Origin of the sequence: Kitasatospora sp. NPDC090091, from assembly GCF_044747365.1 — a bacterium.
Lineage (GTDB): Bacteria > Actinomycetota > Actinomycetes > Streptomycetales > Streptomycetaceae > Kitasatospora.
Genome location: NZ_JBIVDY010000003.1, coordinates 132,660 through 149,431 on the forward strand (window position 1 = coordinate 132,660; position 16,772 = coordinate 149,431).

At 72.7% G+C, this 16,772-nt stretch carries 17 protein-coding genes; 15 read left to right on the forward strand and 2 right to left on the reverse strand.

The genetic code is table 11. The features are described 5' to 3' along the window. The first annotated feature begins 14 nt into the window (after window positions 1-14). The 12 genes from ACIPSC_RS06270 to era all read left to right on the forward strand — a co-directional run bounded on the left by ACIPSC_RS06270 (window position 15) and on the right by era (window position 11,248). Window positions 15-3,248 (forward strand): PDZ domain-containing protein, encoded by a 3,234-nt coding sequence (locus ACIPSC_RS06270; RefSeq protein WP_400823538.1) that lies wholly within the window; start codon window positions 15-17, stop codon window positions 3,246-3,248. A 114-nt stretch (window positions 3,249-3,362) separates the two neighbouring features. Next, window positions 3,363-4,052 (forward strand): RDD family protein, encoded by a 690-nt coding sequence (locus tag ACIPSC_RS06275; protein ID WP_400823540.1) that lies wholly within the window; start codon window positions 3,363-3,365, stop codon window positions 4,050-4,052. 52 nt (window positions 4,053-4,104) lie between these two features. Continuing rightward, window positions 4,105-4,458 carry a histidine triad nucleotide-binding protein gene (locus tag ACIPSC_RS06280; RefSeq protein ID WP_395298673.1) on the forward strand — a complete coding sequence of 118 codons (354 nt, stop codon included), beginning with the start codon at window positions 4,105-4,107 and terminating at the stop codon, window positions 4,456-4,458. A gap of 5 nt (window positions 4,459-4,463) precedes the next feature. After that, window positions 4,464-5,387 carry a ribonuclease Z gene (locus tag ACIPSC_RS06285; RefSeq protein WP_400823542.1) on the forward strand — a complete coding sequence of 308 codons (924 nt, stop codon included), beginning with the start codon at window positions 4,464-4,466 and terminating at the stop codon, window positions 5,385-5,387. Window positions 5,388-5,620: 233 nt separating this feature from the next. Continuing rightward, window positions 5,621-6,757, forward strand: a complete 1,137-nt coding sequence (locus ACIPSC_RS06290) for a PhoH family protein (protein ID WP_400823545.1) — start codon at window positions 5,621-5,623, stop codon at window positions 6,755-6,757. Between the two features lie 14 nt (window positions 6,758-6,771). Then, window positions 6,772-7,266: an rRNA maturation RNase YbeY gene (ybeY, locus tag ACIPSC_RS06295; RefSeq protein WP_238741059.1), complete on the forward strand. Its 495-nt coding sequence runs from the start codon at window positions 6,772-6,774 to the stop codon at window positions 7,264-7,266. A 19-nt stretch (window positions 7,267-7,285) separates the two neighbouring features. Next, complete coding sequence (locus ACIPSC_RS06300) at window positions 7,286-8,614, forward strand: hemolysin family protein (RefSeq protein WP_400823547.1); 1,329 nt, start codon at window positions 7,286-7,288, stop codon at window positions 8,612-8,614. A gap of 32 nt (window positions 8,615-8,646) precedes the next feature. Continuing rightward, window positions 8,647-8,883: a hypothetical protein gene (locus tag ACIPSC_RS06305; protein WP_400823549.1), complete on the forward strand. Its 237-nt coding sequence runs from the start codon at window positions 8,647-8,649 to the stop codon at window positions 8,881-8,883. Between the two features lie 73 nt (window positions 8,884-8,956). Next, a complete protein-coding gene (locus ACIPSC_RS06310) occupies window positions 8,957-9,496 on the forward strand; it encodes a DUF4383 domain-containing protein (protein WP_400823551.1) in 540 nt (179 codons plus the stop codon). A gap of 125 nt (window positions 9,497-9,621) precedes the next feature. Next, a complete protein-coding gene (locus tag ACIPSC_RS06315; protein WP_313763704.1) occupies window positions 9,622-9,987 on the forward strand; it encodes a cytidine deaminase in 366 nt (121 codons plus the stop codon). A 119-nt stretch (window positions 9,988-10,106) separates the two neighbouring features. Further along, the gene (locus ACIPSC_RS06320) at window positions 10,107-10,268 is read left to right on the forward strand and encodes a hypothetical protein (protein ID WP_400823553.1); all 162 of its coding nucleotides are present in this window, start codon (window positions 10,107-10,109) and stop codon (window positions 10,266-10,268) included. A 50-nt stretch (window positions 10,269-10,318) separates the two neighbouring features. Next, window positions 10,319-11,248, forward strand: a complete 930-nt coding sequence (gene era / locus ACIPSC_RS06325) for a GTPase Era (protein ID WP_400823555.1) — start codon at window positions 10,319-10,321, stop codon at window positions 11,246-11,248. Between the two features lie 99 nt (window positions 11,249-11,347). Here the strand turns inward: era and ACIPSC_RS06330 are convergent, their stop codons facing one another. Beyond that, window positions 11,348-11,614: a protealysin inhibitor emfourin gene (locus ACIPSC_RS06330; RefSeq protein WP_313763702.1), complete on the reverse strand. Its 267-nt coding sequence runs from the start codon at window positions 11,612-11,614 to the stop codon at window positions 11,348-11,350. 94 nt (window positions 11,615-11,708) lie between these two features. Continuing rightward, on the reverse strand, window positions 11,709-12,728 hold the full coding sequence (locus ACIPSC_RS06335; protein WP_400823559.1) for a M4 family metallopeptidase: 1,020 nt from the start codon (window positions 12,726-12,728) through the stop codon (window positions 11,709-11,711). A 333-nt stretch (window positions 12,729-13,061) separates the two neighbouring features. On the opposite strand from ACIPSC_RS06335, the gene leuA reads away from it, so the two are divergent. The 3 genes from leuA to recO all read left to right on the forward strand — a co-directional run bounded on the left by leuA (window position 13,062) and on the right by recO (window position 16,768). After that, window positions 13,062-14,858, forward strand: coding sequence for a 2-isopropylmalate synthase (gene leuA / locus ACIPSC_RS06340; RefSeq protein ID WP_400823561.1), 1,797 nt, complete (start codon window positions 13,062-13,064; stop codon window positions 14,856-14,858). Between the two features lie 261 nt (window positions 14,859-15,119). Next, window positions 15,120-15,782, forward strand: coding sequence for a TerB family tellurite resistance protein (locus tag ACIPSC_RS06345; RefSeq protein WP_400823563.1), 663 nt, complete (start codon window positions 15,120-15,122; stop codon window positions 15,780-15,782). A 239-nt stretch (window positions 15,783-16,021) separates the two neighbouring features. Next, window positions 16,022-16,768 (forward strand): DNA repair protein RecO, encoded by a 747-nt coding sequence (recO, locus tag ACIPSC_RS06350; protein WP_238741029.1) that lies wholly within the window; start codon window positions 16,022-16,024, stop codon window positions 16,766-16,768. Window positions 16,769-16,772 lie beyond the last annotated feature (4 nt).

A 16,772-nucleotide genomic window follows, 5' to 3' on the forward strand; every position in this document is an offset into this window, starting at 1 on the left:
CCTAGGCTGGCGGAGTGAGCGAATCCCCGAGCACCTCCGCCGGCGCCTACCTGCGCCACCCGCACCTGCACGGTGACCTGGTCACCTTCGTGGCCGAGAACGACGTCTGGCTGGCTCCGGTGGACGGCGGACGGGCCTGGCGGCTGACCGCCGACCACGCCCCGGTCCGCAACCCGCGCTTCTCCCCGGACGGCCTGCACGTCGCCTTCACCTCCGCCCGGGACGGCGCCCCCGAGGTGCACGTCGCCCCGGTGGACGGCGGCCCGTCCCGCCGGCTGACCTACTGGGGCAGCGGCCAGACCCGGCTGGAGGGGTGGACGGCCGACGGCCGGCCGGTCGCCACCACCACCGCCGGGCAGTCCACGCTGCGCCGCACCTGGGCGCACGCCGTGCCGCTGGACGGCGGCGAGCCGGTCCGGCTGCCGTACGGGCCGATCGGCGGGCTGGCGTTCGAGCCGGACGGCGACCGGGTGCTGCTCTCCACCGTGAACAACCGGGAGCCGGCCTGGTGGAAGCGGTACCGGGGCGGCCGGGCCGGCAAGCTCTGGATCGGCCGCGAGGAGTTCGTCCGGGTCCACGAGGACCTCGACGGCCAGCTCTCCTCGCCGCTCTGGGTCGGCGACCGGATCGCCTTCCTCGCCGACCACGAGGGCGTCGGCGCGCTCTACTCCAGCCTCCCCGACGGCTCCGACCTGCGCCGCCACACCACCTCGCCGGACGGCTTCTACGCCCGCAACGCGAGCACCGACGGCACCCGGGTGGTCTGGCACAGCGCCGGAGACCTCTGGCTGCTGGACGACCTGACCGGCGCCGAGCCGCGCCGCCTGGACGTCCGCCCGGCCGGCCAGCGGGCCGGGCGCCGCCCCCGCCCGGTGCACGCCGCGCACTGGCTGGAGAGCGCCGCCCCCGACCGCACCGGCCGGGCCGGCGCCGTCGTCGTCCGCGGCACCGTGCACTGGCTGACCCACCGCGAGGGCCCGGCCCGGGTGCTGGACGAGACGCCCGGCGTCCGCGGCCGGCAGGCCCGGGTGGTGCCGGGCGAGGACGGCGGGCAGGGTGTGCTCTGGGTGACCGACGCGGACGGCGACGACGCGCTGGAGTACGCCCCCGCCGTGCTCGGCGCGGAGCGCCGCCGGCTGGCCGGCGGCCGGCTCGGCCGGGTCCGCTCGCTGGTCGTCTCCCCGGACGGCAAGCAGGCCGCGGTCGGCTCGCACGACGGCCGGGTGCTGCTGGTCGTGCTCGCCGACGGCACCGTCCACGAGCTGGAGCGCAGTACCGACGGCGAGGTCAGCGGCCTGGCGTTCAGCCCCGACTCGGCCTGGCTGGCCTGGTCCCGCCCGGCCCCCGGCATGGGCCCCTTCTCGCTACGCCAGATCGTGCTCGCCAACCTGGCCACCCGCACGGTCAGCGAGGTCACCCCGCAGCGGTTCGTCGACACCTCGCCCGCCTTCACCGCCGACGGCCGCCACCTGGCGTTCCTCTCGGTGCGCAACTTCGACCCGGTCTACGACTCGCACGTCTTCGACCTGTCGTTCCCCAACGGCTGCCGCCCGTACCTGGTCACGCTGGCCGCCGACACGCCGTCCCCGTTCGGGCCGCAGCGGGCCGGGCGGCCGGTCGGCGGGGAGGAGGACGAGCCCAAGGGCCGGAAGGCGGACGGCGAGGAGTCCACCGGGGACGCGCCGCCGGTCACCCGGGTCGACCTGGACGGCATCGCCGACCGGATCATCCCGTTCCCGGTCGAGGGCGGCCGGTTCGGCACCCTGCGCACCGCCAAGGACGCCGTGCTCTGGACGAGGGTCCCGCTGATCGGCGAGCTCGGCGACGAGGCGGCCTCGCTGGAGGACGAGCGGCCGCGCCCGGCGCTGGAGCGGTTCGACCTGCGCAAGCGCCGGGCCGAGCAGCTGGTCGACGGCCTCGACGGGTTCGCGGTCAGCGGCGACGGCAGCCGGATCGCCGTGCTGGACGAGGGCGGGCTGCGGATCGTCCCGGCCGACCACAAGGCGGGGGAGGACGACGAGGTCGACGTCGACCTCACCCGGCTGCGGGTCACCGTCGACCCGGCGGCCGAGTGGCGGCAGATGTACGAGGAGAACGGCCGCCTGATGCGCGACAACTACTGGCGCCCCGACCTCGACGGGGTGGACTGGGCCGGCGTGCTGGACCGCTACCGGCCGCTGGTGGACCGGGTCGGCTCGCACGACGACCTGGTGGACCTGCTCTGGGAGGTGCACGGCGAGCTCGGCACCTCGCACGCCTACGTGCTGCCGCACGGCGTCCACACCGAGGCCGCCCGCCGGCAGGGCCTGCTCGGCGCGGACCTCGTCAAGGACGGGGACGTCTGGCGGATCGCCCGCATCCTGCCCGGCGAGTCCTCCGACCCGCGGGCCCGCTCGCCGCTGGCCGCGCCCGGCGCCGCGATCCGGCCGGGCGACGCGATCCTCGCCGTCAACGGCCGCCCGGTCGACCGGGTCACCGGTCCGGCGCCGCTGCTGGCCGGCACCGCCGGGCAGCCGGTCGAGCTGACCGTGGCCGGCAAGGACGGCACCGACCAGCGCCACCCGGTGGTCGTCCCGCTCGCCGACGACGAGCCGCTGCGCTACCACGACTGGGTGTCCGGCCGGCGGGCCGCCGTGCGCGAACTGTCCGGCGGCCGGCTCGGCTACCTGCACATCCCCGACATGCAGACCACCGGCTGGGCGCAGATCCACCGGGACCTGCGCTCGGAGATGGCCAAGGAGGGCGTGATCGTCGACATCCGGGAGAACCGGGGCGGCCACACCTCCCAGCTGGTGATCGAGAAGCTGGCGCGCCGGATCGTCGGCTGGGACGTCGCCCGGGACATCACCAGCCCGGTGCCCTACCCCGGCGACGCCCCGCGCGGACCGGTGGTGGCGCTCGCCGACGAGTACTCCGGCTCGGACGGCGACATCGTCAACGCCGCCATCCAGGCGCTGAAGCTCGGCCCGGTGGTCGGCACCCGGACGTGGGGCGGGGTGATCGGCATCGACAGCCGCTACAGCCTGGTCGACGGCACGCTGGTGACCCAGCCCAAGTACGCCTTCTGGCTGGAGGGCTACGGCTGGGGCGTGGAGAACCACGGCGTCGACCCGGACGTCGAGGTGCCGTTCGCGCCGCACCACTGGGCCGCGGGGGAGGACCCGCAGCTGGCGGAGGGCGTCCGGATCGCGCTGGCCGCCCTGGCCGAGACTCCGGCCAAGACGCCGCCGCCGATGCCCTGGCAGTAGCCGCGGGGGAGCGGGGGGTCGGCCGGTCCGACCTCCCGCTCCGGGCCTGGGTAGGATGCGGGGCTGTTCTTGATCATCGGTAGGCTTGATCATCGGTAAGTACGGGGGCGGGTCGTGGCACAGGGATATCCACCGGGTTCGTACGGTTCGCAGCAGTACGCCCCGCAGCAGCCCTACGGGCAGCAGCCGTACCCGCCCCAGCAGCCGTACGGCCAGCCCCAGCCGTACGGGCAGGTGCCGCCGCAGCAGTACGGCCAGTCACAGCAGTACGGCCAGCCCCAGCAGTACGGGCACCCGCAGCAGTACGCGCAGGCCCAGTCGTACGGCCACCAGCAGCCCCACGGGCAGGAGCCGCAGCAGGCGCCCTGGGCCCGGGTGCCCCGGCCGAAGGAGGCGAGCGGCTTCCGCCGCTACCCGGCGATCCTCCTCGACTGGCTGCTCGCCGTCGTCCTGGGCGTCATCGCCGCCAAGGCCGTCGGCGGCCCGAAGAGCGACAATCCCGGCTCCTACTTCATGGCCCTGCTCGCCGTCGGCTTCGGCGTCTCCTACGTCAACCAGGTGCTGTTCGCCCGGCTCACCGGCTTCAGCGTGGGCAAGGGCCTGATGGCGCTCCGGGTGATCCGCAAGAAGGACGGCAGCCGCCCGCACACCTGGCGGCTCACCAAGCGCTGGGCGATCGGCTTCGTGATCATCGCCGTCTCGCTGATCACCGAGGACTTCGAGGACGAGGAGGTCTTCGGAGTCCGCGTGGTGCGCTGGAAGCATCTGAGCGAGTACCAGCAGGCCACGGCGCGGCTCGGCTAGCATGCGGCCGTACGCCCCGACCGACACCGTGCGACACCGCGAGGAGACCCCGATGGCCGGCGAGCCGCAGTCCGACTGCCTGTTCTGCAAGATCGTGGCGGGCGAGATCCCGGCCACCGTGGTGCGCAAGACCGAGCGCACCCTCGCCTTCCGCGACATCGCCCCGAAGGCCCCGACCCACGTCCTGGTCATCCCGCACGTCCACTACCCGAACGCCGCCGCGCTGGCCGCGGCCGAGCCGGAGATCGCCGGCGAGCTGCTCGCCGAGGCCGGCCGGGTCGCCGAGGACGAGGGCATCCGGGACTACCGTCTGATCTTCAACACGGGTGCCGGCGCGGGGCAGACCATCTTCCACGCGCACGTCCACGTGCTCGGTGGCATCCCGATGAACGAGCGCATGGTCTGACCGACGTGTCACAGCGCGAACTCGTCGTCCTCGGCACCGCCAGCCAGGTGCCGACCCGGCACCGCAACCACAACGGCTACCTGCTGCGCTGGGACGGCGAGGGCCTGCTGTTCGACCCCGGCGAGGGCACCCAGCGGCAGATGCTGCACGCCGGGGTCTCCGCCACCCAGCTGACCCGGATCGCCGTGACGCACTTCCACGGCGACCACAGCCTGGGCCTCGCCGGGGTGATCCAGCGGATCAACCTGGACCGCGTGCCGCACCCGGTGGACGTCTACTTCCCGGCCTCCGGCGAGGTCTACTTCGAGCGGCTGCGGCACGCCACGGCCTTCCACGAGACGGCCGTGCTGCGCCCCCGTCCGATCGACGAGCCCGGCCCGCTGCCGGCACCCGGCGCCCGCTTCGCGCTGGACGCCGTCCGGCTCTCGCACCCGGTCGAGTCCTTCGGCTACCGGCTCACCGAGCCGGACGGCCGCCGGCTGGTGCCCGGGCGGCTCGCCGCCCTCGGCATCGCGGGGCCGGACGTCGGCCGGCTGCAGCACCTCGGGGCGATCGAGGTGGACGGCCGGCGGGTCACCCTGGACCAGGTCAGCGAGCCCCGGCCCGGCCAGAGCTTCGCCTTCGTGATGGACACCCGGCTCTGCGAGGGCGTCCACGAGCTCGCCGAGCGGGCCGACCTGCTGGTCATCGAGGCGACCTTCACCGACGCCGACGCCCGGCTCGCCGAGGACCACGGCCACCTCACCGCCGGCCAGGCCGCCAAGGTGGCCGCCGAGGCCGGCGTCCAGACCCTGGTGCTGACCCACTTCTCGCAGCGCTACCCGGACCTCGGCCAGCACCTCGCCGACGCCCGCAAGCACTTCGACGGCACGGTGGTGCTCGCCGAGGACCTCGCCCGGGTGCCCGTGCCGCCCCGGCGCCGCCGGTGACCGTCCGCCGCGGCCCGGGCCGCAGCCCCGGCCGGGACCGCGCGGCGCCCGGCGGCCCGGCCGTGACCGGCGTGGAAAACCGCTCGCGCCGCCCCGCGATCTGCCGCAGCATCGTCGGGTGCGGCCCGGCCGCCCGCCGCGGCGATCACGTGCGCGGCGTACCCTGGTGCCCCGGAGAGAACCGAGCGGCCCACGAGAGACGGATGGGATGAGGCAGGCCTCAGCGCCGACCTATGAGTGACACATCGCAGACCCGTACCAACGGACAGTCGCGCCCCGAGCCGGCCGACGACGGCCGCGTCAGCGCCCGGATCGTCGTCCCCGAGAAGCACCCGATGGTCACCCTGCTCGGCACTGCCGACTCGCTGCTGCGGGTGATCGAACGGGGCTTCCCCGCCGCCGACATCCACGTCCGCGGCAACGAGGTGACCGCCACCGGAGAGCGCGCCGAAGTGGCCCTCGTCCAGCAGCTCTTCAACGAGATGATGCTGGTGCTGCGCACCGGCCAACCCCTGACGGAGGACTCCGTGGAGCGCTCCATCGCCATGCTCCGGAGCGCCGTCGACGACCCGGACAGCCCGGCGCCGTCGCAGGTGTTCACCGCGAACATCCTGTCCAACAGGGGCCGCACCATCCGCCCCAAGACCCTCAACCAGCAGCGCTACGTCGACGCGATCGACAAGCACACGATCGTCTTCGGCCTCGGCCCGGCCGGTACCGGCAAGACCTACCTCGCGATGGCCAAGGCCGTCCAGGCCCTCCAGGCCAAGGAGGTCAACCGGATCATCCTGACCCGTCCGGCCGTCGAGGCGGGGGAGCGGCTGGGCTTCCTGCCCGGCACCCTCTACGAGAAGATCGACCCGTACCTGCGCCCGCTCTACGACGCGCTGCACGACATGATGGACCCGGACTCCATCCCGCGGCTGATGGCGGCCGGCACCATCGAGGTCGCCCCGCTCGCCTACATGCGCGGCCGCACCCTCAACGACGCCTTCATCATCCTGGACGAGGCCCAGAACACCTCGCCCGAGCAGATGAAGATGTTCCTCACCCGCCTCGGGTTCAACTCCCGGGTGGTCGTCACCGGCGACACCAGCCAGATCGACCTCCCGGGCGGCACCCGCAGCGGCCTCAAGGTCGTCCAGGAGATCCTGGCCGACGTGCCCGACATCCACTTCTCCGTCCTCACCAGCACCGACGTGGTCCGCCACAAGCTGGTCGGCCGGATCGTGGACGCCTACGAGCGCTGGGACGCCCGCCAGGAGGCCGAGGACACCGCTCCGCAGGCCGCCCGCAAGCCCGCCCAGCGGCGCTCCGGCAAGGCGACCGCGCCCCGCGCACCCCGACAGTCCCATCGCACCGAAAGCTGAGTAACCAGCCCGTCATGTCGATCGACATCGCCAACGAGTCCGGTTGGGACGCCGACGAGGAAGCCATCCTCGACGTCGCCCGCTACGCACTGGACAAGATGCGGATCCACCCGCAGTCCGAACTGTCCGTGATCCTGGTGGACGGTGCGGCGATGGAGGAGCTGCACATCCAGTGGATGGACCTCCCGGGCCCGACGGACGTGATGTCCTTCCCGATGGACGAGCTGCGCCCCGGCAAGGAGGGCGAAGAGCTGCCGCAGGGCCTGCTCGGCGACATCGTGCTCTGCCCCGAGGTCGCCGAGCAGCAGGGCAAGGCGGCGCCGTCCAAGCACTCGATGGACGAGGAGCTGCAGCTGCTGACCGTCCACGGCGTGCTGCACGTGCTCGGCTACGACCACGAGGAGCCGGACGAGGAGGAGGAGATGTTCGGCCTCCAGAAGGCCATCCTGGACGGCTGGCGGGCCGGCCGCGGCCTCGGCGGCATCTCCCCGGCCCCCACCACCCACTGAGCGCGGAGCCCGAACCCCTGTGAGTGGTGAGAGTACGAGCTTCATCCTCGGTGCCGTGCTGCTCGTCGTGCTCGGCTGGCTGGCCGCGTGCGCCGAGGCGGGCATCTCCCGCGTCTCGAAGTTCCGTGCGGAGGAGGCCGTCCGGGCCGGGCGGCGCGGGTCGGCCCGGCTGCTGACGGTGGCCTCCGACCCGATCCGCTACCTCAACCTGGCCACCCTGATCCGGGTGGCCAGCGAGATGGCGGCCGCGGTGCTGGTCACCGTGGTCTGCGTGCGCAACCTCGACGAGACCTGGCAGGCCGTGCTGCTGGCGTTCGGCGTGATGGTGCTGGTGTCGTTCGTGGCGGTCGGCGTCTCGCCGCGCACGATCGGCCGTCAGCACCCGCTGACCACCGCGACGGCGGCCTCCTTCGTGCTGCTTCCGCTGGCCGCCGTGCTCGGCCCGATCCCGAAGCTGCTGATCCTGCTCGGCAACGCGCTGACCCCGGGCAAGGGCTACAAGGAGGGCCCGTTCGCCTCCGAGGCGGAGCTGCGGGCCCTGGTCGACCTCGCCGAGAAGAACGACGTGATCGAGGACGAGGAGCGCCGGATGGTGCACTCCGTCTTCGAGCTGGGCGACACCATCGTCCGCGAGGTGATGGTGCCGCGCACCGACCTGGTGATGATCGAGCGGCACAAGACCGTCCGGCAGGCGCTCACCCTGGCGCTGCGCTCGGGCTTCTCGCGGATCCCGGTGGTCGGCGACAACGAGGACGACGTGGTCGGCATCGTCTACCTCAAGGACCTCGTCCGCCGCACCCACATCAACCGGGAGTCCGAGTCGGACGAGGTCGGCAGCGTGATGCGGCCGGCCGTGTTCGTCCCGGACTCCAAGCCGGCCGCCGACCTGCTGCGCGAGATGCAGCAGATCCGCTCGCACGTGGCGATCGTGATCGACGAGTACGGCGGCACGGCCGGGCTGGTCACCATCGAGGACATCCTGGAGGAGATCGTCGGCGAGATCACCGACGAGTACGACCGGGAGATCGCGCCGGTGGAGGACCTCGGCGACGGCTCGTACCGGATCACCGCCCGGCTGCTGGTCGAGGACCTGGGCGACCTGTTCGGCATCGAGCTGGAGGACGAGGACGTCGAGACCGTCGGCGGCCTGCTCGCCAAGCACCTCGGCCGGGTGCCGATCCCCGGCTCGTCCTGCGAGATCCCGCTCCCGGAGGACACCACCTCCACGCTGTCCGGGATCCGGCTCACCGCCGAGAGCTCGGCCGGCCGGCGCAACCGGATCGGCTCGATGGTCGCCCTCCCGGTCCGCCGGTCGGCGGACCGGCCCGCCGAGGAGGTCGGCGAGTAGCGCCCGGGCGGCGGCGGGGCGACGATGGCGTCATGACTCATCTACTGCGTGCGGAGTACGGCCCGCAGGGTCGGTCGGCCGGGGCGAGCACCTGGCACGTCGTCCGGGCCGCAGATCCCGCGACGGCCCTCTGTGGCCGCACGATGGACACCGACGCCGAGACCCGGGCGGAGGAGGAGTGGGGCACCGGGCTGCGCTGCTGCCAGCAGTGCGGCTCGCTCTACATGCACGAGGTGCCGCACATGGAGGGGAGCCACCCCTACAGCTAGCCGTCGGCCGAGCGCTTCCGGGAGACCGGAGTAGCGTGGACAAGGCCGTCCGACGTCCCCTGCGGAGGTCACCATGAAGCTGCAAGACGAACTGCCCGTCGACCGCAAGCTCCACACGGTCTGGCGGATCGGGGCGGGGCTCGGGGGAGTCTTCCTGATCGTGTTCGGCTGCCTCGGGCTGGCCGACACCCCGGGCTTCCTCTCCACCAGCGGCGACAAGGTCGCCGGGATGTCCACCAACGGGGCGCTGAGCATCCTCTCCATCGTGGTGGGCGGCATCCTCGTGATCGGCGCCTTCATCGGTGGGAACCTCGCCGCCAACCTGAACATGGCGGCCGGGGTGCTGTTCGTGCTCTCGGGCTTCTACGGCCTGACGGTGCTCGGCCGGCCGGACGCCAACATCCTGAACTTCCGGATGTCCAACGTGCTGTTCGCCTTCATCTTCGGGCTGGTGCTCACCACTTTCGGGATGTACGGGCGGGTCAGCAGTCACCTGCCGCACGACAATCCGTACTGGCAGCGGCGCGCCGGCCACGAGGAGCCGCTGCCGTCCGGCCCCAAGACCTTCGTCAAGGTCATGCGGCCCGGCCCGCCGAACCCGGTCGGCCACTGACTCGCCGGGTCGCCGGGTCACTGACTCGCCGAGTCGCCATGTCGCCGGGGCACTGAGTCCGCGTCCGGGGCGGGTGGCCGGCGGCAGCGGTGGAACGTCCGGACGGCCGGCCCGAGCGGCGCCCTATGCTCGGCGGCATGAGTGACATCGTCGAGATCGACCCCGAAGACAAGAAGATCATCACCCTGGCCCGCTCCGCCCGCGCCCGCAACGGCGTCCCGGAGGGGGCCGCGGTGCGCGACGAGACCGGGCGCACCTACGTGGCCGGGACGGTCGCGCTGGAGTCGCTGCGGCTGAGCGCGCTGCAGACGGCCGTGGCGATGGCGGTGGCCAGCGGCGCGAAGTCGCTGGAGGCGGCGGCCGTGGTGACCGAGGCCGGGGAGCCGGCCGAGGCCGACCTGGCCGCCGTGCGGGATCTCGGCGGGGCCGGGACGCCGGTGCTGCTGGCCGGTCCGGACGGCGCGCTGCGGCTCTCGGTCGGGGCCCGCTGACCGACGACGCACCTCCGGGCGCCCGGGGCCGCGACCCGGGCGCCCGGCCCGCGCTGTATGGCCGACCTCGTTCAGCCGATAATCTCACCGGAAGTCGGCGCGGTGAGAGGGCTGGGGAGATGGGGCCGTACGCGTTCTTCGCGGGGCTGCTGCTGGGCGTGATGGGGATGGGCAAGTGGCAGGAGACCGGTTCGCCGTTCTGGCTCTGGGGCTCGGTGGTCTTCCTGCTGATGGTGCTGATCATGGGAATCTCCTCGCTGGGCGGTGGCAAGAAGGGCTGACCCTGGCGGTGCGTCCGTCCCGGCTCGGGTGATCAGGGAGAATGGAGCCCATGAATGCCCCTTCCTCCTCGTACCGCTCCGGCTTCGCGTGCTTCGTCGGCCGTCCCAATGCGGGCAAGTCGACCCTGACCAACGCCCTGGTGGGGACGAAGGTCGCGATCACCTCCGACCGCCCGCAGACCACTCGGCACACCGTCCGCGGCATCGTGCACCGCCCGGACGCCCAGCTCGTCCTGGTCGACACCCCCGGCCTGCACAAGCCGCGCACCCTGCTCGGCGAGCGCCTCAACGACCTGGTCCGCAGCACCTGGGCGGAGGTCGACGTGATCGGCTTCTGCCTGCCCGCCGACCAGAAGCTCGGCCCCGGCGACAAGTTCATCGCCAAGGAGCTCGCCGAGATCAAGAAGACCCCCAAGGTGGCCATCGTCACCAAGACCGACCTGGTCGACTCCAAGCGGCTCGCCGAGCAGCTCATCGCGATCCACCAGCTCGGCGTCGAGCTGGGCATCGAGTGGGCAGAGATCATCCCGGTCTCCGCCGTCGGCGACAAGCAGGTCGACCTGGTGGCCGAGCTGATCACCAAGCTGCTCCCGGAGGGCATGCCGCTCTACCCGGACGGCGACCTCACCGACGAGCCCGAGCAGATCATGGTCGCCGAGCTGATCCGCGAGGCGGCGCTGGAGGGCGTCCGGGACGAACTGCCGCACTCGCTGGCGGTCGTGGTCGAGGAGATGCTCCCGCGCGAGGGCCGTCCGGCGGACCGCCCGCTGCTGGACATCCACGCCAACGTCTACATCGAGCGCCAGAGCCAGAAGGCGATCGTGATCGGCGCCAAGGGCGCGCGGCTCAAGCACGTCGGCACCACCGCCCGCAAGCACATCGAGGCGCTGCTCGGCACGCCGGTCTACCTGGACCTGCACGTCAAGGTGGCCAAGGACTGGCAGCGGGACCCGAAGCAGCTGCGCAAGCTCGGCTTCTGACCCGGAGCCCCGACGGCGGCCCGCCCGGACACCTCCGGACGGGCCGCCGTTCCGTGTCGGGCCGATCCACAGGACGGGCCGTGGGGCGTGTCTGACTCCCTAAGCGCCCTCGCGCAGTACCAGCGAGACCAGCTCGCGCTGCGACTCGGTGAGCTTGGGGTCGGCGCAGTGGACCGTCCGGCCGTCGACGGTGATCTCGTAGTGGAAGCCGTCCGGCACCCCGTACGAGGGCGCCCGCAGCCCGCCCGCGACGGCCTCGCGGGCGAGCGCGTGCACGTGCGGGGCGTCGATCCGCTCGGTGGTGTCGAGTTCCGCATGGCGGACCTGCCCCGCGAGGCCGCCGGTCCGGGTCACCTGGATACGCATGGTGTCCATGGTGATACGCAGGGATGGTGTTTGCCGGGGTTTTCCCGGACCTTGACCTTGCGGGATCCGCCGCCCGCCCGGCGGATCCCGCCGGTCAGACGGTGCTGACGCCGACCTGTGCCCAGGCCGCCGTCACGGTGTCGGCCACCGAGGGCTCGGGGTATCGGGCCTTGGCGGCCGACACGGTGGCCCGGGCGAACGCGGTGAATCCGGCGTCGGAGGGGAGCCGCCGGCCGGTCAGCGCGTCGTACCAGATCCGCCCCGCCCGCTCCCAGGCCGGCCCGCCGAGCGCGGTGGCGAGCAGGTAGAACGCGTGGTTGGGGATGCCGGAGTTGATGTGCACGCCGCCGTTGTCCCGGGCGGTGCGGACGTAGTCGCGCAGGTGCGCCGGCTGTGGGTCCTTGCCGAGCCGGGGGTCGTCGTACGCGGTGCCGGGGGCCTTCATCGAGCGCAGCGCGACGCCCTGCACGCCCGGGGCGAGCAGTCCGGCCCCGATCAGCCAGTCCGCGTCGGCGGCGTCCTGGCGCAGCGCGTACTGCTTGACCAGGGAGCCGAAGACGTCGGAGACGGACTCGTTGAGCGCGCCGGGTTGGCCCCGGTACTCCAGGCCGGCGGTGAACTGGGTGACGCCGTGGGCGAGTTCGTGGCCGATCACGTCGATGCAGGCGGTGAAGTCGCCGAACACCTCGCCGTCGCCGTCGCCGAAGACCATCTGCCGGCCGTCCCAGAAGGCGTTGTCGTAGTGCACGCCGTAGTGGACGGTGGCGTCCAGCTGCAGGCCCTCGTCGTCGATCGAGCGACGTCCGTAGGCGTCGGCGAAGAGTGCGTAGGTGGCGCCGAGGCCGTCGTAGGCGTGGTTGACGGAATGGTCGTCGACGGGGTCCTGGCCCTCCCGGCGGACGGTGCGCCCGGGCAGGCGTTCGGTGTGCTCGGCGTCGCCGATCACCCGGTCGAGCCGGTCGGAGCCGGGCTGGGGCGGGGCGGCGGTGAGGCGGGCCGTGCGGTGCACGGCGTCGAGGGCGAGGGAGCGGGCGGCGGGCTCGTGACCGTCCTCGGCGAGGCGGTCCAGGACGTACGGCGGAACGATCGCGCAGAGCGCCGGTTCAGCGGTCATGTGGCCAAGAGTGAGGCAAGCGTGACGTGTTGTCACCGGCGCGGGCGAAATCGCGCGCCGTCTCACGGAGTGGAATGTCCGCCCGGTTCGCTTCGGGGGCGCGCTCCGCTCGGTTACGCTGGAGCACATCATGCGCAATGGGCTGCTTCTTCTTAGCTGCCGCGTCGAGGGCCTGTAGTCCGCCAAGGGCCGGCTCCCTCGCCGCGGGGACTGTGCTGTGCGCGTAGGAATCGGGCGATCCAGCGACGGGTCGCGAGCGGCAGCAGGCCGGCCAGTCGGGTGTCCATCCACCCCGACACGCCCCGCATCCACAGGAAGCCGAGAGTCACCTCCATGACCGAGCAGAGCTCCGCCGCGTCCGTCCCCGCCGGTCGGGCCTTCACCGACCGTCCCACCCCGATCACCGCCGCGACCGTCCGCCAGCAGCCCGCGGGCATGCGCCACGGCCGCTACCTGCCGTTCGGCACCGTCGACCTGCCGGACCGCACCTGGCCGTCGAAGGTGATCACCAAGGCGCCGCGCTGGCTCTCCACCGACCTGCGGGACGGCAACCAGGCGCTGATCGACCCGATGTCCCCGGCCCGCAAGCGGAAGATGTTCGACCTGCTGGTCGCGATGGGCTACAAGGAGATCGAGGTCGGCTTCCCGTCCTCCGGCGCCACCGACCATGCGTTCGTGCGGTCGCTGATCGAGGAGGGCGCGATCCCGGAGGACGTGACCATCTCGGTGCTGACCCAGGCGCGCGAGGAGCTGATCGAGAAGACGGTGGAGTCGCTGGTGGGCGCCCCGCGGGCGACCGTCCACCTGTACAACGCGACCGCTCCGCTGTTCCGCCGGGTGGTGTTCCGCAACGACAAGGAAGCCACCAAGGCGATCGCCACCGACGGGACCCGGCTGGTGATGGAGTACGCGGACAAGCTGCTGGGCGACGACACCGTCTTCGGCTTCCAGTACTCGCCGGAGATCTTCGTCGACACCGAGCTGGACTTCGCGCTGGAGGTCTGCGAGGCGGTCATGGACGTCTGGCAGCCGGGCGAGGGCCGCGAGATCATCCTGAACCTGCCGGCCACCATCGAGCGGGCCACCCCGAACGTCCAGGCCGACCAGTTCGAGTGGATGTCGCGCAACCTGTCCCGCCGCGAGTACGTCTGCCTGTCGGTGCACCCGCACAACGACCGCGGCACCGCCGTCGCCTCCGCCGAGCTGGCCTACATGGCCGGCGCCGACCGGATCGAGGGCTGCCTGTTCGGGCAGGGCGAGCGGACCGGCAACGTCGACCTGGTGACCCTGGGCATGAACCTGTTCTCGCAGGGCATCGACCCGCAGATCGACTTCTCCGACATCGACGAGGTGCGCCGCACCGCCGAGTACTGCAACCAGATGGAGGTGCACCCGCGCCACCCGTACGCCGGCGACCTGGTGTACACCTCCTTCTCCGGCTCGCACCAGGACGCCATCAAGAAGGGCTTCGACGCCCTGGAGGCGGACGCGAAGGCGGCCGGCGTACCGGTGGAGGAGCACACCTGGGGCGTGCCGTACCTGCCGATCGACCCGAAGGACGTCGGCCGCACCTACGAGGCCGTCATCCGGGTCAACAGCCAGTCCGGCAAGGGCGGTGTCGCGTACGTCCTGAAGAACGACCACAAGCTGGACCTGCCGCGCCGGATGCAGATCGAGTTCTCCCGGATCATCCAGGCCAAGACCGACGCCGAGGGCGGCGAGGTCACCCCGGCCGACATCTGGGCGGTCTTCGAGGACGAGTACCTGCCGACCACGGCCAACCCGTGGGGCCGGATCTCGCTGAGCGGCTCGCGGACCCTGACCACCGAGGACGGCCGGGACGCGCTGACCGCCGAGGCCGTCGTCGGGGGCGAGCCGGTCACCCTGGCCGGTACCGGCAACGGCCCGGTCTCCGCGTTCGCCGACGCGCTGGCCCGGATCGGCGTGGACGTCCGGGTGCTGGACTACGCCGAGCACGCGCTGAGCGAGGGCGGCGACGCCCAGGCCGCCGCGTACGTCGAGTGCGCGGTGGAGGGCAAGGTGCTGTGGGGTGTCGGCATCGACGGCAACACCGTGCTGGCCTCGCTGAAGGCGATGATCAGCGCCGTCAACCGCGCGCAGCGCGGGTAGTTCGTACGAGTGGTAGTCGCCGGGCCGTCCTTCGGGGCGGCCCGGCGCCGTTCCGGGCGGCCGGGGCCGGGCGGGGCGCCGCCCGGTGTGGCCTGCGCCACACTTTTTCGGATTCCGGGCCGTTCGAGGTGCTGACACGTGCCGGTAACCATGGCAACATCGACGCACCGGAAAGCCGGGTCGGTGGGACGGCCTCGGTGTCCGGTCGCGTGACCTGCCCATGGTTGTGCAGGCCGCCTGCCGTGTCTGGGGAGTGGCGCCGTGACAGGGTTGTGGGGTGTTCGCCCGCGGTGGCGGACTGACGTTCTCGGTGACTTCTTCTGCCCGGGCTGCGGTGGCGACCGCAACTACCGCCGGCAACACGGCCGGCGGTGGCTGCGGTTGCTCGGTACCCCGGTGCTGCCGCTCGGCCCCGTCCTGGGCAGCGTGCAGTGCACCACCTGCCACGGCCGGTACGGGGTGGAGAGCCTGGAGCAGCCCACCTGCGTCCGCCTGGGCGGGATGCTGCGCGACGCGCAGTACACCGTCGCGCTGGCCCTGCTCGCGGCGGGCGGCACCGCGCACCGGGCGGCCCGCGAGGCGGCCTGCGCGGCCGTCCGGGAGGCCGGCTTCGAGGACTGCGGTGAGGCCCAGGTGCTGGCGGCGCTGGCCGCGCTCTCCGGTCTCGGCGGTGAGCTCTACGACGCCCACGGCGTGGCCGGGGGCCTGGCCGTCGAGCTGCACGCGGTGCTCGAACCGCTCTCCGTGCACCTGGCCGAGCAGGGCCGGGAGCGGTTGCTGCTGCAGGGCGCCGCGATCGCCCTGGCCGACGGGCGCTACCTGCCGCAGGAGCGCGAGGCGCTGGCCGCGGTCGGGCGCTGCCTGGACCTGCCGCAGAGCACGGTCGGGGCGCTGCTGGAGGCGGCCACCCGGGCCTCCCGCTAGGCTCCGGGCTCCGAGGCCTCCGGGCCCGGTCGACCGGCCGCCGCCCCCTGTTCCGAGACCCCCACAGAACCGGGCCCGAACCCCCCTCCCGGGCCCGCCGTGACCCGCACCGACCGGCACACCCCCACGGCCACGGTGCGGGCACACGGCTGCCACCGTTCCGTGCGCCGGCCGCCCGCCGTCCTGGGCGACAATGGTGGGATGTCCACACTGTTCGACGCCGGCCGCGGGGCCGCGGCATGAGCCTCTTCCGGGACGACGGCGTGGTGCTCCGGGCGCAGAAGCTCGGTGAGGCCGACCGGATCATCACCCTGCTCACCCGCCAGCACGGCAAGGTGCGCGCGGTGGCCCGCGGGGTGCGCAAGACCAAGTCCAAGTTCGGTGCCCGGCTGGAGCCGTTCTCGCACGTGGACGTGCAGTTCTTCAGCCGGGGGAGTGAGCTGGTCGGCCGCGGGTTGCCGCTCTGCACCCAGGTGGAGACGATCGCCCCGTACGGCGGCTCGATCGTCACCGACTACGGGCGCTACACCGCCGGGACGGCCATGCTGGAGACGGCGGAGCGGTTCGCCGAGAACGAGGGCGAGCCGGCCGTCCAGCAGTACCTGCTGCTGGTCGGCGGGCTGCGCACGCTGGCCGCCGGGCTGCACGAGTCGCACCTGGTGCTGGACGCCTTCCTGCTGCGCTCGCTGGCGGTCAACGGGTACGGCGCGAGCTTCACCGACTGCGCCAAGTGCGGTCTGGAGGGCCCGAACCGGTTCTTCTCGCTCCAGGCGGGCGGCGTGCTCTGCGCGGACTGCCGAGTGCCCGGATGTGCCGTACCCTCCCCTGAGACACTGGTACTGCTCGGGGCGCTGCTGTCAGGGGACTGGCAGACGGCCGACACCTGCGAGCCGAGGTACTGGCGGGAGGGCAGCGGCCTGGTCGCGGCCTATCTGCAGTGGCACCTGGAGCGGGGCATCCGCTCGATGAGATACGTGGAGAAGTGAGCAC

Coding starts and splice junctions, on each gene's coding strand:
- ACIPSC_RS06280 (WP_395298673.1), top strand. CDS start 4,105: ATGGCCGGCGAGCCGCAGTCCGACTGCCTGTTCTGCAAGATCGTGGCG.
- ACIPSC_RS06290 (WP_400823545.1), top strand. CDS start 5,621: ATGAGTGACACATCGCAGACCCGTACCAACGGACAGTCGCGCCCCGAG.
- ybeY (WP_238741059.1), top strand. CDS start 6,772: ATGTCGATCGACATCGCCAACGAGTCCGGTTGGGACGCCGACGAGGAA.
- ACIPSC_RS06305 (WP_400823549.1), top strand. CDS start 8,647: ATGACTCATCTACTGCGTGCGGAGTACGGCCCGCAGGGTCGGTCGGCC.
- ACIPSC_RS06310 (WP_400823551.1), top strand. CDS start 8,957: ATGAAGCTGCAAGACGAACTGCCCGTCGACCGCAAGCTCCACACGGTC.
- ACIPSC_RS06315 (WP_313763704.1), top strand. CDS start 9,622: ATGCTCGGCGGCATGAGTGACATCGTCGAGATCGACCCCGAAGACAAG.
- ACIPSC_RS06320 (WP_400823553.1), top strand. CDS start 10,107: ATGGGGCCGTACGCGTTCTTCGCGGGGCTGCTGCTGGGCGTGATGGGG.
- era (WP_400823555.1), top strand. CDS start 10,319: ATGAATGCCCCTTCCTCCTCGTACCGCTCCGGCTTCGCGTGCTTCGTC.
- ACIPSC_RS06330 (WP_313763702.1), bottom strand. CDS start 11,614: ATGCGTATCCAGGTGACCCGGACCGGCGGCCTCGCGGGGCAGGTCCGC.
- ACIPSC_RS06335 (WP_400823559.1), bottom strand. CDS start 12,728: ATGACCGCTGAACCGGCGCTCTGCGCGATCGTTCCGCCGTACGTCCTG.
- leuA (WP_400823561.1), top strand. CDS start 13,062: ATGACCGAGCAGAGCTCCGCCGCGTCCGTCCCCGCCGGTCGGGCCTTC.
- recO (WP_238741029.1), top strand. CDS start 16,022: ATGAGCCTCTTCCGGGACGACGGCGTGGTGCTCCGGGCGCAGAAGCTC.